The sequence below is a fragment of the Roseiconus lacunae genome (assembly GCF_008312935.1).
GTDB classification, from domain to species: domain Bacteria; phylum Planctomycetota; class Planctomycetia; order Pirellulales; family Pirellulaceae; genus Stieleria; species Stieleria lacunae.
Genome location: NZ_VSZO01000012.1, coordinates 552,123 through 565,455, shown reverse-complemented (window position 1 = coordinate 565,455; position 13,333 = coordinate 552,123). Strand labels below are relative to the sequence as shown.

Genomic DNA, 13,333 nt, shown 5'->3' with positions numbered 1-13,333 from the left:
TTATTTCACCTTGTTCGTTTGACGAATCGAAACCAAGCCGCCGTTTGGTCCGGGGACTGCACCCCGGATCAGCAGCAAATTGTCCTCGGGGACAATTTTGACGAGTTCCAGATTTCGCGTCGTGACTTTTGCGTTTCCATACTGGCCGGCCATGCGGCGACCTTTGAACACACGGCTCGGCGAAGCACTGCAGCCAGTGCCCCCGGCGTGACGGTGGACCTTTTTGACACCGTGCGAAGCTCGCTGCCCAGAGAAATTGTGCCGTTTCATGACACCGGCGTAACCGCGACCTTTGCTCGTTCCGGTGATGTCAACTCGGGTGACACCTTCGAATACGTCAACGGTCACTTGGTTGCCAACGCTTAAGTCAGATTCGCCACGGAACTCGCGAATGAATCGCTGTGGCTCGCACCCTGCCTTTTCGACTAGCTCAACACCAGCTTCAGTGCGTTTCTTTGCACGCTTGCTGTCAAGCTTGGCGACATGACCTCGCTCTGAGCGAGGGGCAAGGCGTCGCGGCTTGTCTTCGAAACCCAATTGAACGGCTGCGTATCCATCTCGTTCTAGTGAACGGATCTGGAGAACGTTGCAGGGACCAGCTTGAACCACGGTTACAGGGACGACGCTTCCGTCTTCCTTGTAGATTTGGGTCATGCCGATCTTGCGACCAAGTAATGATGGTGACATAGCTCTCGCACCACGGGGTTTACCGTGGAGACTCACTGGCTCGTATCGGGGTTTCGAACTTTCCGGCCCGAACCACAAGCTGCGTTGCTGCCACTTATGCGTATCGGGCAGCGGGTGCCTGGGTTATCGGACTCGGAATCCGTTCATATACGGAATACCGGATGTGTGTTTATGCTTTGACGTTTCCACTGGCTGCATGGCCTGCCGCCAGGTTCTTCTCTCAGTCGCTTTCTGTTGCTTGCGGCCGCAGATGGCCGTGGCGAACAAGACGCCCTAGCGGGCCGATGCCTTGATCTTGATGTCCACCCCTGCGGGGAGGCTCAGCTTGTTCAGGGCTTCGATTGTCTTTGCCGTGGCTTGGACAATGTCAATTAGCCGCTTGTGGGTCCGGATCTCGTATTGTTGACGAGCCTTCTTGTTCACAAACGGACTGGAAAGGACCGTGTATCGCTCAACGCGAGTTGGCAACGGGATAGGGCCGTGCACTTCGCTGTGAGTCCGCTTAACGGTGTCCACGATCTCCTGGGCACTTTGGTCCAGCACGGAGTGGTCGTATGCTTCCATACGAATGCGGATGACCTCGTTTGCTCCGGCTGACACGTTAGTACTTCCAGTAAATGAGTGGGCAGAAACGAACAAAAACTTGCTTGCAAAAGACTCGCAATGGAAGGCTGCGAAGGCGTTTGCGGGAACTCTCTGCTCGACCTCAGTCTTGCAGGGAGGCGAGAATGTAGAACTGGTCGTGCCAAGCGTCAACGGCTCTTCGCAAAATCCTCAAAAAAGATTCTCGGAGAAACTGCCCTGCTTGGCACGGCGGGGCAAGGATTGCCGGTTGCAAGGCAAAATCCGGCGGCAAAGACGGTTGCTCGCGGTCGGTATTTTGATTGCGTTGGCGGTCTATTGCCGGGAAAAGCCTATTAGTTGTACGTTGTCGGTCGCTTGGTGCGGTGACGTTAACGTTGGAGGCGGGTGTGAATCAAATTTTGGGTTTGTGGCGGGACACGTGGTGGGTCTGGATCCTTTTTGTCGTGATCACCGTCTTGCTGGCAATGCTGGTTGGCATCTTTTTTTACATGCTGTTGCTTTGTCTGCCGGTGCCATATCTGTATTTCGCTTTCAATCGCTACGGTTCCGACGGCCGGGAGAAGCCTGATCTCGGTTAGGTCGTCGCGGAAGCCGCTGCGGACCGCCGGGGTCTGCTGCGCAGCGGGGGGGGCTGAGGCGATTGCCGGTGGTTCTAGGTTCCCTTTCGTCGCACGAGGCGAACGCAGTGTGCCCGGCTGCGGTCATGCTGGCCGCGCTGTTCCCGAGGCTGGTTTTGCGCGTTCGAGGGTGGGGATTGCCGGTCTGTCGCCAGTCGTTGTGTACGAAAAAAGCCCGCCGGTGATTCCGGCGGGCTTTTTTGTGCTCGTGCTATTTCAGAGCGGCTGATGGGATTCGAACCCACGACAATCACGTTGGCAACGTGATGCTCTACCAACTGAGCTACAGCCGCATGCGTTTCGTTGAGGTGCTAGAGGTTAGCAACAGATAACCGATCGACAAGCCCCGCCAAGAACTTGATCAAAAATTCTTTGCCGGATTTTGGCCTCTGCCTCTCTTCCTGGTGGGGCGGTCCCATGCGTTCAGGGCGGCGGTCGGGATCGTTGAGCGGGGGCGGTGAGGCAGCAGGCGTTGGCATGACCAGTGTAGTGAGAGGCGATCGCCCGTGAGCCAGGTTGCGGCACGTGGGGAGGTGCGTTGTTGTCGTTTGGTTTTCAGGGGCGTCGCTTGCCCGGCGATTGTTCGGCGATACAAAAATGGGGTTGGGCAAGATCGGCAAACGGTTCGACTTGGCGATCAAATTCAAAATACGTCAACATTGGCTTGCCGATTTTTGCTTATCCGCGATAGATTACGGGCTTCGAAAACAGAAATCTTAATTCGCGGCAGCGGATGGCATCGTGCCCGGCCCCCGCGATTTCACTAGTCCATTCCCTAATTTCCCGCGAAGGTTAGCCACAGGATGTCCACGTCCATCGATTCACCCGAAACGGCCGAAAGCCCCACGTTGCAGTTGGATGTCAAAGTCAACACGATTCAGGCTTGCGTTCGAGAAGTAATTGTCACCGTTCCATCGGCGGAAGTACAGCGATACCTCAAAGAAGCTTATGACGAGCTGGTTCCTGAGGCTCAGGTCCCCGGTTTTCGCAGCGGACGTGCCCCGCGGCGATTGGTTGAAAAACAGTTCAAGGACCGAGTGGTTGAACAGGTGAAAGGCAAGCTGTTGATGGACAGCTTGACTCAGGTGACTGACAACGAAGAGTTTTCGGCGATCAGTGAGCCGGACTTCGATTACAGCTCGATCCCTGATCCGGGCGAAGGCGACTTCGCGTTTCAGTTCACGATCGAAGTGCGCCCCGATTTTGACACGCCTGAGTGGAAAGGATTGGAGCTAAAGAAGTCGGTTCAGAAGATCGATGATGATGCCGTCACTTCCGCACTCGATCGCGTCTTGCGGGACCGGGCTTCATGGGAAGCGACCGAAGAGCCGGCCGAGCTGGGCGATCGCTTGGTCGTCAACATCAGCTTCACCGAAGGCGGCAAGACGATCAGCAAGCTGGAAGAAGAACTGGTCACGTTGTCGAACAAGTTGTCGTTCACCGACGGTTTGTGCAACGAATTCGGAAAAGATGTTGCCGGTAAGAAGGAAGGCGAAAAAGTAACGACGTCTGTCGAGCTGCCGAGTGCCGCCGAAGATGAAGAGAAGCGAGAGATTGTCGCTGAAGTGACGATCGTCGAAGTGCAGAAACTCGAAAGTGTCGAAATCACCGACGAGTTGCTCGAAGAACTCGGCGATTTTGAAACCGAAGGTGAGCTGCGCGAATTCATCAAAGAGTCCTTGGAGCGTCAATCCGAGTACCATACGCAGCAGCAGATCCGTAGTGATGTCGCAAATCTGCTCAGCGATGCCGTTAACTTCGAGCTACCCGAAGATCTCGTTCGTCGTCAGACCCGTCGCGAAATCCAGCGTCGCATCTTGGAGTTGCAGCGAAGTGGTTTCGATCCGACGCAGGTGCAAGGCATTGCGAACGCGTTGCAGCAGAACGCGCGTGCGTCGACCGAGTCAGCGTTGCGTGAGCACTTTGTTCTCGAGCAGATTGCCGAAGAGCAAAACATCGATGCGACTCCCGAGGATTTCGACGCAGAGGTCATGTTGATCAGTCAACAAAACGGTACGAACCCACGGAAGACGCGTAGCCGGCTGGAAAAAAGCGGCCAGATGGATGCACTGCGAAATCAAATCGTTGAACGAAAGGTCATCGATTTGATCGTCGAGAATGCCAACGTCACCGAGGAAGAAATGACCGATCAAAATGATTCGGTCAACGAAAGCTATCCGGTAGATTTCAGCATCACGGGTCGCCGTGATGACGATTCGATCCCTGAAGCGAAGTACGAAGATAACTCGGCACCGGAAGCCAACGCCGAGAAGGACAAGGACTAAGAGGTTCGTTTGAATCGATGGCGTTTTTATCAACAAGTCCCGGTAACAACGCTCTCGGGGGCGCCGACATCGCCGCAGGCGCGATCTCTGGCGGTCCCGAGCGATTCAAATTGTCTGACGGTGAAACGTCGATCGGTCGGCATCCCGATTGCCACATTGTGGTCGATGCCGGGCCGGTCAGCCGGTTTCATGCCAAGGTGATCGGTGAAGGTCAGGCTTTCACCGTTCACGATCTAGGCAGTCGCAACGGGACTTACGTCAACGGTCAGCGACTGACTACGCCTCACGTGCTTCGTGAAGGCGATCGAATTCGGATCAGTGATATCGAATTCGTCTTTCATGGGAACTCGGTCCCACAATTCGCGTCGGGGCATTCAAGTGAGGTGACGTTCTCGGGGTCCCATTTTGGGATCGTGATGACCGACGAAGAGCCCGAGTCGTCACGTTCGATCGCACCGCGAGTGAAGTATGAAAAGTCCGCCGATGGGCTGAAGATGCGGGCCACCGCCGAAGCCAAGCTTGAGGCGTTGCTGAAGATCAACCGTAACCTGGGCAGTGCCTTGGCGGTCGATGATGTTTTACCAAAAATTCTCGACAGCTTGTTTGCCATCTTCCCGTCGGCAGATCGCGGCTTCATCGTCATGCAGACCGATGACGATCAATTGCAAACGCGTTGGGTCAAGACTCGACAGCGAAGCGATGAAACGCAAACGGTGCGAATCAGTCGCACAATCATTCGCCGTGTGATTTCAACCGGCGAATCAATTCTGTCCTTCGACGCGATGGAAGATAGCCGTTTCGATAGTAGTGAATCGATCGCTGACTTCTCGATCAAGAGCATGATTTGTGCGCCTTTGGGTGATGCAGATGGTCGAAAGTTCGGCGCGATCCAGATCGATTCTACCCAGGGCCGCGGCCAGTTTGTCGAAGAAGACATCGACCTGCTCAGTGGCGTTGCGACCCAGGCTGGAATCGTGATCACGAACGCCCAAATGCATGAGCAGGCGCTCAAGCAGCAAGAGGTCGAACAAGACTTGCGTTTGGCCACCGATGTCCAAAAAGCGTTCTTACCCCAAACACCGCCCAAAACGATCGGCTGGGAGTTCGATAGTTTTTATCGGGCGGCAAATCATATCGGCGGTGATTACTACGACTACATCCCATTGCCCGATGGACGCGTCGCCGTTGTCGTTGCCGATGTGGTCGGACACGGTGTCGCCGCGGCGATGTTCATGGCCAAGTTGTCCGCCGAAACTCGGTTCTGTTTGGCAAGTGAGTCAAACGTTTCCAAAGCGATCGAATGCTTAAACGATCGTATGAGCGAGTTGGAGGTCGAAAGTTTTGTGACTTTCTTGATGGTTGTCATCGATCCGAATGAAGCGTCGGTCACGATCGTAAACGCAGGACATATGCCTCCGATCGTTCGTCGCCAAGTTGACGGGGAGATCGTTGAGCCTGGCAAAGAACAATCGGGCTTGCCGATCGCAATCATGGGCGGGATGGAATACGAAGCGGTTTCGGTTCCGATCGAGCCAGGCGACTTTTTGTTGCTCTACACCGACGGGATCAACGAGGCGATGGATGCCAAGGACCAAGAGTTCGGCATCGAAGCGATCCGGGCACTGATTTCCAAAGCCGGAGAAACGACTTCGATCAAAGACCGGATCGTTGAGGCGGTGCTCCGGCATATCGGTGACGCGCCGCCGTTTGACGACATGTGTTTGGTGGCCATTCGCCGCACCGAACGGCCTCATGAAGGCGATGCAAGATCGGTTTCTACCGTTGATACGATTGGTGAAGACGACTTGAAAACGAGTGGCAGATGACCGGACATCGCGTAATTGCTCGATATCGTGGTCGAGTCCAAGGCGTCGGCTTTCGCGCCACCGTGTTGCATCACGGTTCCGGTTTGGACGTCCACGGGTTTGTGCGAAATGAACCAGACGGAAGTGTTCTCCTGGATGTCGATGGCAGTAAGGCTCACTTGAACGAGCTCCTCAATCGGATCGAATCTCGCCCGGCGGGCTCGATCGATGATTGTGACGTCACATGGCAGCCATCGCTCGGCCGCGATCACGGTTTCTCGATCGGCTGAACTTTTGCCTCGGTAGATTACGCCGGAGTTTGCATGATCCGGCGGCCCCATTTTCGCTTGGCAAAAACGCTAGTTCGATGTGATGGCGTGTCAGTTGGGAGGGATTGTCTCAATTGGCATCGAGGGGGCGAGTGGCCGCCCGGGGTGATCAAGCAGCGATCTTGCGAAGGCAAGGTCACCATAATCGTCACTCAGCGACTGGGAATGCGACTGCAATCGAGAAGCCAAATCTAGATCCTTGCTTCGAGATGTTCGGTGGAATCATAATGGGCCGCAGATGAGATGCCGCCAGCGCCGCCGCGTCCAACCATTGCCCGCCTTTCCGTTCGACTCGTAATGCAGAATTCGATGTCGCCTGCGGATAGTCACCCCCCCTGCCCTTTAGAGGTTCAAACATGCGACGACGTCATGCCCTTCAAACGCTCGGAACCTTGGGAGCACTGACCATGATCGGAGGCCGCGCCGGTGCGTTTGCCGCCGAGGACGCGACGGAGACGTCGACGCCATGGATTCGTAAGACCTTGAAGATCGGCATGATCAACGTCAAAGGGTCGTTGGAGGAAAAGTTTCGCGTCGCCAAGGAAGCCGGATTTGCCGGCGTCGAAGTGGCCGTCCCTGGCGTCAATGTGAACGATGTCAACGCCGCCGCGAAGGCTGCCGGGGTTGTCATCGATGGCAGTGTTGGCAATACGCACTGGCAAATTCGCCACAGCGACCCCGACGCATCGGTACGTGCCAAAGCACTCGAACATCTGAAGCAATCGATCGAAGAAACGGCGGCCGTCGGTGGCGATAGTTGCCTGTTGGTCGTCGGCCATGGAAAAGATGGGACCCAGGAGGAAGTGCGTAAGCGTTCGTCGGAAAACGTTCATGCCGCGATCGAGACGGCTGAAAAATGCAACGTCAATATCTTGATCGAAAACGTGTGGAATCACTTCTTGTACGATCACGGCGGTGATTCCAATCAGTCGGTAAAGCCGCTAGCCGACTATGTTGATTCTTTCAAATCCGAACGTGTGGGATTGCAGTTCGATCTCGGCAACCATTGGAAATACGGTGACGTCGCGGCGTGGGTGCGCGAGCTCGGTCCACGGATTATGAAGCTGGATATCAAGGGGTTTTCGCGAGCCGAGAACAAGTTCACAAAGATCGGCGAAGGCGATGTCGATTGGGCCGGCGTCGAAAAGGCGCTGCGTGACATCGGATTCAAAGGCTGGTGTGCGGCCGAGGTTGGCGGAGGCGATGCAAGCCGCTTGAAAGAGATCGCCGATAACATGGAAGCCGCTTTGCATTGCAACCAGAACGACGCTTGATGGATAACGCTCAACAATCGTCTGCGTCATGTCATGTTTCGGTAATGCCCGATGAAATTGTTCATTGGGTAGCCGGGTGTCAGCCAAAGGTCGTGATCGATGGCACGTTCGGCGGTGGTGGTCATAGTCGCCGTATGATCGATGCGATCGAATCGCTGGATCTGGTGATCGGACTAGATCGAGATCCGGCGGTCTTACGGCGAGCCGATGACGAAGGTGTGGATCGGTTGAGTGTGTTTCTAGCTAGCTATGAACAGGCCGCCAAAGCACTCGATGTCTGCGGCCACGACCGCTGCGATGCGATGGTGTTGGACTTAGGGTTGTCGAGCGACCAATTGGCCGATCGTGATCGCGGGTTTAGCTTTCAGTTCGACGCGCCGTTGGATTTGCGTTTCGATCCTGAGAATGGCGTGCCGGCGAGTGAATGGTTGGCACGTCAAAGTGAGAAGGAGATCGCCGACGCGATTTATCAATTCGGCGAAGAACGTTTCAGTCGTCGCATTGCCCGCGAAATCATCGCCGCCGCGAAACGTCGCGAGCCTGTCCGGACGGTACAACAGCTCTGTGATATCTGTCGCCGCTGCGTACCTCGATCAAAGAAGCATGACATTCACCCGGCGACACGAACGTTTCAAGCGTTACGAATCGTCGTCAACGACGAGCTCGGAATTCTTGCACGTACGTTGCAAGCCGCCCCCGACTGGCTAGACGAAGGCGGGAGGATGGTTGTGATTAGCTTCCATTCCTTGGAAGATCGCCTCGTCAAGCAAGCGTTTCGTGACGACGATCGTTGGAACGTACTGACGAAGAAGCCGCTGCGCCCCAGTGATGCCGAAATCACGACGAACCCGCGGGCGCGAAGCGCTAAGCTACGGATCGCCGAACGAAGTGCACGGTAGTGGTTCGGCCGGATCCGAAATTTTGGTCGGACTGTAACTGTAGCTGCCGCGGTTTCCGGAATTCGAAAATCTGCACGAACGCCGCAGCCGCTCCCCCGGATGATTCTTGGTGCCCTCCAATCGCCTGGGGCGTGGCGTTCATAGGAATTCCAGATGGGTATTCCGTTCGCAAATGCCACGCCATTGCATCGGCAGCTACATCAATTGGTTCATTGGCTGGTCCTATGCAGTGAACATCCGACACCAACTCTCGCGGCGTGGTAGAATCTCACCTCGGCGGGAGTTATCGGAGCGTGCTTCGACGTTAGGGTGATGCTGATGGCAGATCCTGGACGCTACTGGGCAATTATCCGCTTGATCCGTGGGAGACCTACCCGGTGAGACATGGACGATAGGGGGCTGACTTAGGATTCGCAGTATGGCTTCGCTGAAATCCGCGGATTCAATTCAACTCAGCCTGGCGCGTCATCACGGCATCAGTAACGGTCGCAGGCATTCGTTGTCATTCGCCTTCAATCATCGGGGCTGGTAGGTGTTAGCCGAACATTGAACAACAGCTTTTAATCGAGACGAGACGCGATGATTGATGCGTTTCCAATAAGACAATCGAAATGAAGAACCTTGTTTGCTTACCGATCACGCTGATTCTGCTAGGCTCAAGTGCTTTCGGAGAAGAGCCCGCGCAAGCGTTCTTGGACGGTTTGCGCGAACGCGGGTACCACGATGTGGCGATGGCGTACCTGGACCAGATGGCCAACAGTCGTTTGGCATCGGCGGAACTAAAGTCGACGATTCCGTATGAGAAGAGTCTGCTGTTAATCGATCGCTCACGCAAACAACGAGATCCGAAGTTACGTGCCGAGCAACTCGATCAAGCACGTCAGTGGCTTGACGAATTCATCCGGACGCAAGCAAGTCATGCGAAGGTCAATTCTGCTCGCAGTCAACTAGGGACATTGATTGTCGAACGTGCGAGGATGCAATACGACGCCTCCGAAGTGAACAATGATCCGGAACTGAAAACAGAATCACTCCGGCTATACGATCAGTCGTTCGAGGTATTCGCGCAGTTACAATCAGCCGTAAAACGGCAGCTTGATGAAATCCCCAAGGTGCTCAACACGCGTGATCGCAAGGAAGCGCAGTTGATCGCCAAGCGTAAACAGCTTCGAGCGGATTTTCTGCAGACTGAGATGTATACCGCTGCGATCCGGGAAGAACTGGCAGAATTGCTTCCCGTCGGGTCAGCGGAGCAAAGGAAATGCTTGACCGAAGCGGCCGGCATGTACGACGGAATCTATAAGGACTATCGCACGTTATTGGCAGGACGCTACGCGCGACTTTATCAGGGGCGATGTTTCTTGCGTCTCGGGCGTACCAAAGAGGCGCTCGGCTACTTCGGTGAAATCCTTGATTTGTCCAATGAGCCGGAGGCTCTGATGACGCTCAAAGCCAAGGCATTGGTAATGGCTTTAGAGACGTGGCTTTCGCCGGAAGAGCGGAAGTACATCGAGGCGATCAAGCAAGCGAGTCGCTGGTTGGACGAGACACCGGACGACCGACAGCGCGAGAAGGAGTGGATTGCGATTCGTTTCCACTTGGCTCGCGCCTTAAAAATGCGGGCCGACGAAGCGAAACGAGATCGGCCAGCGAACCGCTTGTTGATAAGCCAGTCGCTCGAAGCCGCTCGCGAGGCACTGCAACTCGTCGCTGCCGAATCCGGTGAATTAAAGCAACCGGCCCAAGAGCTTCTTACGCAGCTCGGTGGGGCGGAGGCCAGCCCCCAAGAGCAAGAACCGGATACGTTTACTGCGGCACAAACAGTCGCCAAGGAGGCCATGGACCTGATCGCGCCAGCGTCTTCCAAAATCGCATCCTTAACGGCAAGCCTTCAAAATGTGCAAAACGATCAGGAGAAGAAATCTTTTCGAGACCAAATCGATGAGGCAAATCGCGAGCTAGTATCGGCAGAAGAAAGAGCGATTCACTATTACCAACTGGCACTGCAATTGGCGGATGAGCAGACGCCCCAATCGAACGTGAATTTAGTGCAATACTTTTTAAGCTATTTGTACTTTGTCAAAGGGGACTTTTACGACGCCGCGGTTGTTGCCGACTTCGTTGCCCGGCGGTTTCCCAACAGCCCTGGCGCAAGGCAGTGCGCGAAGATCTCCGTTGGCAGCTACTTGAAACTACTAGAGCAAGCGTCGGATTCGGGCACGGACTCGGAATTTGAAATCCAACGTCTCTATGCAGTCGGATCGTACATGCACGACACATGGCCCGACGACCCAAATACACCACAAACGCTAGCGACGCTTATCCCGCATTTGATCAACTCAGGTGCCGTGCTCCGCGCGGCGGAACTTGTGCGCAAATTGCCCGAATCGTCCGAAGTTCGCGGCGGATTAGAGCTGATCACAGGGCAATCGCTCTGGGGGAAATTCTTGGAATTGCAGCGTAGTGATGCAAAGGCGAAGACTTCGGCAGTGCCTTCGTCCGACGAAAGTCCTCAACAAGGCACTGCTTTCGATGGTGACATGAAGGCACGACTTGCCACGTTGAAAGGTGAGGCAAAGTCGATGATCTTAGCCGGCTATGAACGGCTTCCCGAAGAGCCAACGATCGACCAAGCTTCTGCAACCGCCATGTTATCGCTATCGCAAATCTACGTCGAAGATCAACAGTTCGATCGAGCGATCGAGATCCTAGAGGATCCAACACTAGGGCCATTGACCTTACTGAAAGCCGGCCATGCTGCCGTATCAAATCCTGTCTACGCCGAAGAAGCTTATCAAACTGCTTTACGATCCTATGTCGCATCATTGGGAGACGGTGGACAGGAAAATATGGGACGTGTCAATCAAGCAATTGAGTCGATGCGTGAAGTCGTCGGCAACGACGAAGCAGGAAAGCGGCGGATGCTGGGCGTCTATGTCACCTTGGCTCAAGACGTTCAGCGGCGAATGGAATCAGCGTCGTCGCAGGAAAAGAACGAACTGTCGACGATCTTCGAAGCGTTTCTGGCGGAGTTGAGCAACGGGGCAACGGAAGTCGGTGTGCTTCAATGGGTCGGCGATACCCTCGCAACGCTCGCCGATGGATTCGGCACGGACGATCGTCAACGGGCGTTGCGGCTTTATCAGAAAGCCGATGATTCGTTTCAAAGAGTGTTGTCACAGGGCTCGGTTGACCATGCTTTGAAGAACCAAGTGCAAGTCAGGTTGGCCGGGATTAAGTATCAACTAGGCGACTTTCAGGGCGCGCTGTCGCTCTACCAGACATCGCTGAAACGAGATCCAAAGGCGATCAACATTCAAACTGCGGCCGCTCGCTTTTTGCAGTCGTGGGGTAACGAAGATCCGAGCCGATTCGAGCAAGCGATCGAAGGCGTTGATCCGATATGGGGATGGGCCAAGATTGCGATTAGTACTGCCCAGTACGAACAGTTTCGTGAAACGTTCTATGAAGCTCGCTACGAGCTGGCGCGATGTCAAATCGCACTGGCGAAGTCATCGGCCGATAAAAGCCGGCAACGTTTACTTCGCGACGCCCGTCGCGTCTTGAATCAAACTGTCACCCTGTATCCCAATCTGGGAGCATGGAAGCCTAAGTATGACTCGTTGATTCGATCGCTAGGTCAATGAATTTGAAGTAGCGATGCCATTTTCGCGAGACACGGTGTATCCTGGCCAACGTAGCGTCGGCATGTATTGTCATACGTCGATTCTTTTTCTGTGAAAGAGTAAATGATGGGTAAGATAATCAAAGGTCAATTGATCCTGCTGCTGCTATCTCTGTTGGCCGGTCACGCCGTGGCTCAATCCGATCAGATCTATTCGACCAGCGGGGCACGATTGGAAGGGAACGTTGTCGGCGTCTCACCGGTTGCGGTGGAGATTGATGTTCGGGGATCGAAACGATCCGTAAGTGTCAATGAGATCAGCCGTGTCACGTTCGCCGAAGATCCACCCGGTCTGCAAGCAGGTCGAGCACGGGCGATCGCCGGTAAACACAAGGCGGCGTTGGTGGATCTGCAAATGGTCAACCCAGCGGAGATCGAACGTGAACTCGTTCGTCAAGATTTGATTTTTTATCTCGCGTTTGTTCGTGCAAAACTAGCGCTCACCACTGGGGGAGACAAGCGGGAAGCAGCCGCGGCGATGTTGGCATTTGTTCGGGCCGCACCACGCAGTCAACACTTTTTTTCGGCCGCAGAGCTGTTGGGGGATCTCTCGCTCGCGCAAGGTGATTATTCGCAAGCGGTGAAGTATTACGGAGCGGTCTCCAACAAGGCGCCTTGGCCATCCTATTCGTTGCGTGCAAAGCTGTCTGAAGCACGTGCCACGATTGCCGAAGGCAACTATCAACGCGCCCAACAGATTTATGATGCGGTACTCGCTGACAAATCGAATAGCGTTGAAGCCAAGCGGCAAAAGCTATTTGCCCAAATCGGTAAATCTCGGTGTGTCGCGGAGACTGGATCGGTTGAAGAAGCGATCGCCGAAATCGAAAACATCATTGACCAGAATGATTCTTCTGACGCCGAATTGTTCGGCCGAGCTTACAACGCGTTAGGGGAGTGCTACCGAAAAGCCGGTAAACCCAAGGAAGCACTGATGGCCTATCTGCACATCGAGATCTTGTTTTACGCGGATTCGGATATCCATGCGGAAGCTTTGCACAACCTTGTTGAACTATGGGACGAATTGAAGAATCCCGATCGTTCGGTTGCCGCGAAGAACTTGCTTAATGAACGCTACGCCGGCAGTGTATGGGCCAACCAGTGATGCTGATCGTAGCTTTAGGTGTTGACGAACCACGAGTCATTCACCGCTTCTTTTATGAAACC

At 54.7% G+C, this 13,333-nt stretch carries 10 protein-coding genes and 1 tRNA gene; 8 read left to right on the top strand and 3 right to left on the bottom strand.

The window, feature by feature from the left end; translation table 11 throughout:
- Both rplC and rpsJ read right to left on the bottom strand, forming a co-directional pair.
- Positions 1-654 carry a 50S ribosomal protein L3 gene (gene rplC, locus FYC48_RS18285; protein ID WP_230775481.1) on the bottom strand — a complete coding sequence of 218 codons (654 nt, stop codon included), beginning with the start codon at positions 652-654 and terminating at the stop codon, positions 1-3.
- Between the two features lie 306 nt (positions 655-960).
- A complete protein-coding gene (rpsJ, locus tag FYC48_RS18280) occupies positions 961-1,287 on the bottom strand; it encodes a 30S ribosomal protein S10 (protein ID WP_147871869.1) in 327 nt (108 codons plus the stop codon).
- 371 nt (positions 1,288-1,658) lie between these two features.
- On the opposite strand from rpsJ, the gene FYC48_RS18275 reads away from it, so the two are divergent.
- Positions 1,659-1,850 (top strand): hypothetical protein, encoded by a 192-nt coding sequence (locus tag FYC48_RS18275; protein ID WP_149498153.1) that lies wholly within the window; start codon positions 1,659-1,661, stop codon positions 1,848-1,850.
- A gap of 259 nt (positions 1,851-2,109) precedes the next feature.
- Here the strand turns inward: FYC48_RS18275 and FYC48_RS18270 are convergent.
- A tRNA-Gly gene (locus FYC48_RS18270) sits at positions 2,110-2,182 on the bottom strand.
- Positions 2,183-2,692: 510 nt separating this feature from the next.
- Between FYC48_RS18270 and tig the strand changes: the two genes are divergently transcribed.
- The 7 genes from tig to FYC48_RS18235 all read left to right on the top strand — a co-directional run bounded on the left by tig (position 2,693) and on the right by FYC48_RS18235 (position 13,271).
- The gene (gene tig / locus FYC48_RS18265) at positions 2,693-4,174 is read left to right on the top strand and encodes a trigger factor (protein ID WP_149498152.1); all 1,482 of its coding nucleotides are present in this window, start codon (positions 2,693-2,695) and stop codon (positions 4,172-4,174) included.
- Between the two features lie 17 nt (positions 4,175-4,191).
- On the top strand, positions 4,192-6,000 hold the full coding sequence (locus tag FYC48_RS18260; protein WP_149498151.1) for a SpoIIE family protein phosphatase: 1,809 nt from the start codon (positions 4,192-4,194) through the stop codon (positions 5,998-6,000).
- Positions 5,997-6,269, top strand: coding sequence for an acylphosphatase (locus tag FYC48_RS18255; protein ID WP_149498150.1), 273 nt, complete (start codon positions 5,997-5,999; stop codon positions 6,267-6,269). Before FYC48_RS18260 ends, FYC48_RS18255 begins: the two co-directional genes overlap by 4 nt.
- 395 nt (positions 6,270-6,664) lie before the next feature.
- Positions 6,665-7,582 carry a sugar phosphate isomerase/epimerase family protein gene (locus tag FYC48_RS18250; RefSeq protein ID WP_149498149.1) on the top strand — a complete coding sequence of 306 codons (918 nt, stop codon included), beginning with the start codon at positions 6,665-6,667 and terminating at the stop codon, positions 7,580-7,582.
- The gene (rsmH, locus tag FYC48_RS18245) at positions 7,582-8,481 is read left to right on the top strand and encodes a 16S rRNA (cytosine(1402)-N(4))-methyltransferase RsmH (RefSeq protein WP_149498148.1); all 900 of its coding nucleotides are present in this window, start codon (positions 7,582-7,584) and stop codon (positions 8,479-8,481) included. The genes FYC48_RS18250 and rsmH overlap by 1 nt, the downstream gene beginning before the upstream one ends.
- A 611-nt stretch (positions 8,482-9,092) precedes the next feature.
- Entirely contained in the window at positions 9,093-12,128 is a 3,036-nt protein-coding gene (locus FYC48_RS18240) for a tetratricopeptide repeat protein (protein WP_149498147.1), read from the top strand.
- A gap of 105 nt (positions 12,129-12,233) precedes the next feature.
- Positions 12,234-13,271, top strand: a complete 1,038-nt coding sequence (locus FYC48_RS18235; RefSeq protein WP_160149607.1) for a tetratricopeptide repeat protein — start codon at positions 12,234-12,236, stop codon at positions 13,269-13,271.
- Positions 13,272-13,333: the final 62 nt, after the last annotated feature.

What these genes read in the sequence shown, in the direction of transcription:
- FYC48_RS18250 (WP_149498149.1), top strand. Translation starts at nt 6,665, where the DNA reads ATGCGACGACGTCATGCCCTTCAAACGCTCGGAACCTTGGGAGCACTG.
- FYC48_RS18235 (WP_160149607.1), top strand. Translation starts at nt 12,234, where the DNA reads ATGGGTAAGATAATCAAAGGTCAATTGATCCTGCTGCTGCTATCTCTG.
- tig (WP_149498152.1), top strand. Translation starts at nt 2,693, where the DNA reads ATGTCCACGTCCATCGATTCACCCGAAACGGCCGAAAGCCCCACGTTG.
- FYC48_RS18255 (WP_149498150.1), top strand. Translation starts at nt 5,997, where the DNA reads ATGACCGGACATCGCGTAATTGCTCGATATCGTGGTCGAGTCCAAGGC.
- rplC (WP_230775481.1), bottom strand. Translation starts at nt 654, where the DNA reads ATGACCCAAATCTACAAGGAAGACGGAAGCGTCGTCCCTGTAACCGTG.
- FYC48_RS18240 (WP_149498147.1), top strand. Translation starts at nt 9,093, where the DNA reads ATGAAGAACCTTGTTTGCTTACCGATCACGCTGATTCTGCTAGGCTCA.
- rsmH (WP_149498148.1), top strand. Translation starts at nt 7,582, where the DNA reads ATGGATAACGCTCAACAATCGTCTGCGTCATGTCATGTTTCGGTAATG.
- FYC48_RS18260 (WP_149498151.1), top strand. Translation starts at nt 4,192, where the DNA reads ATGGCGTTTTTATCAACAAGTCCCGGTAACAACGCTCTCGGGGGCGCC.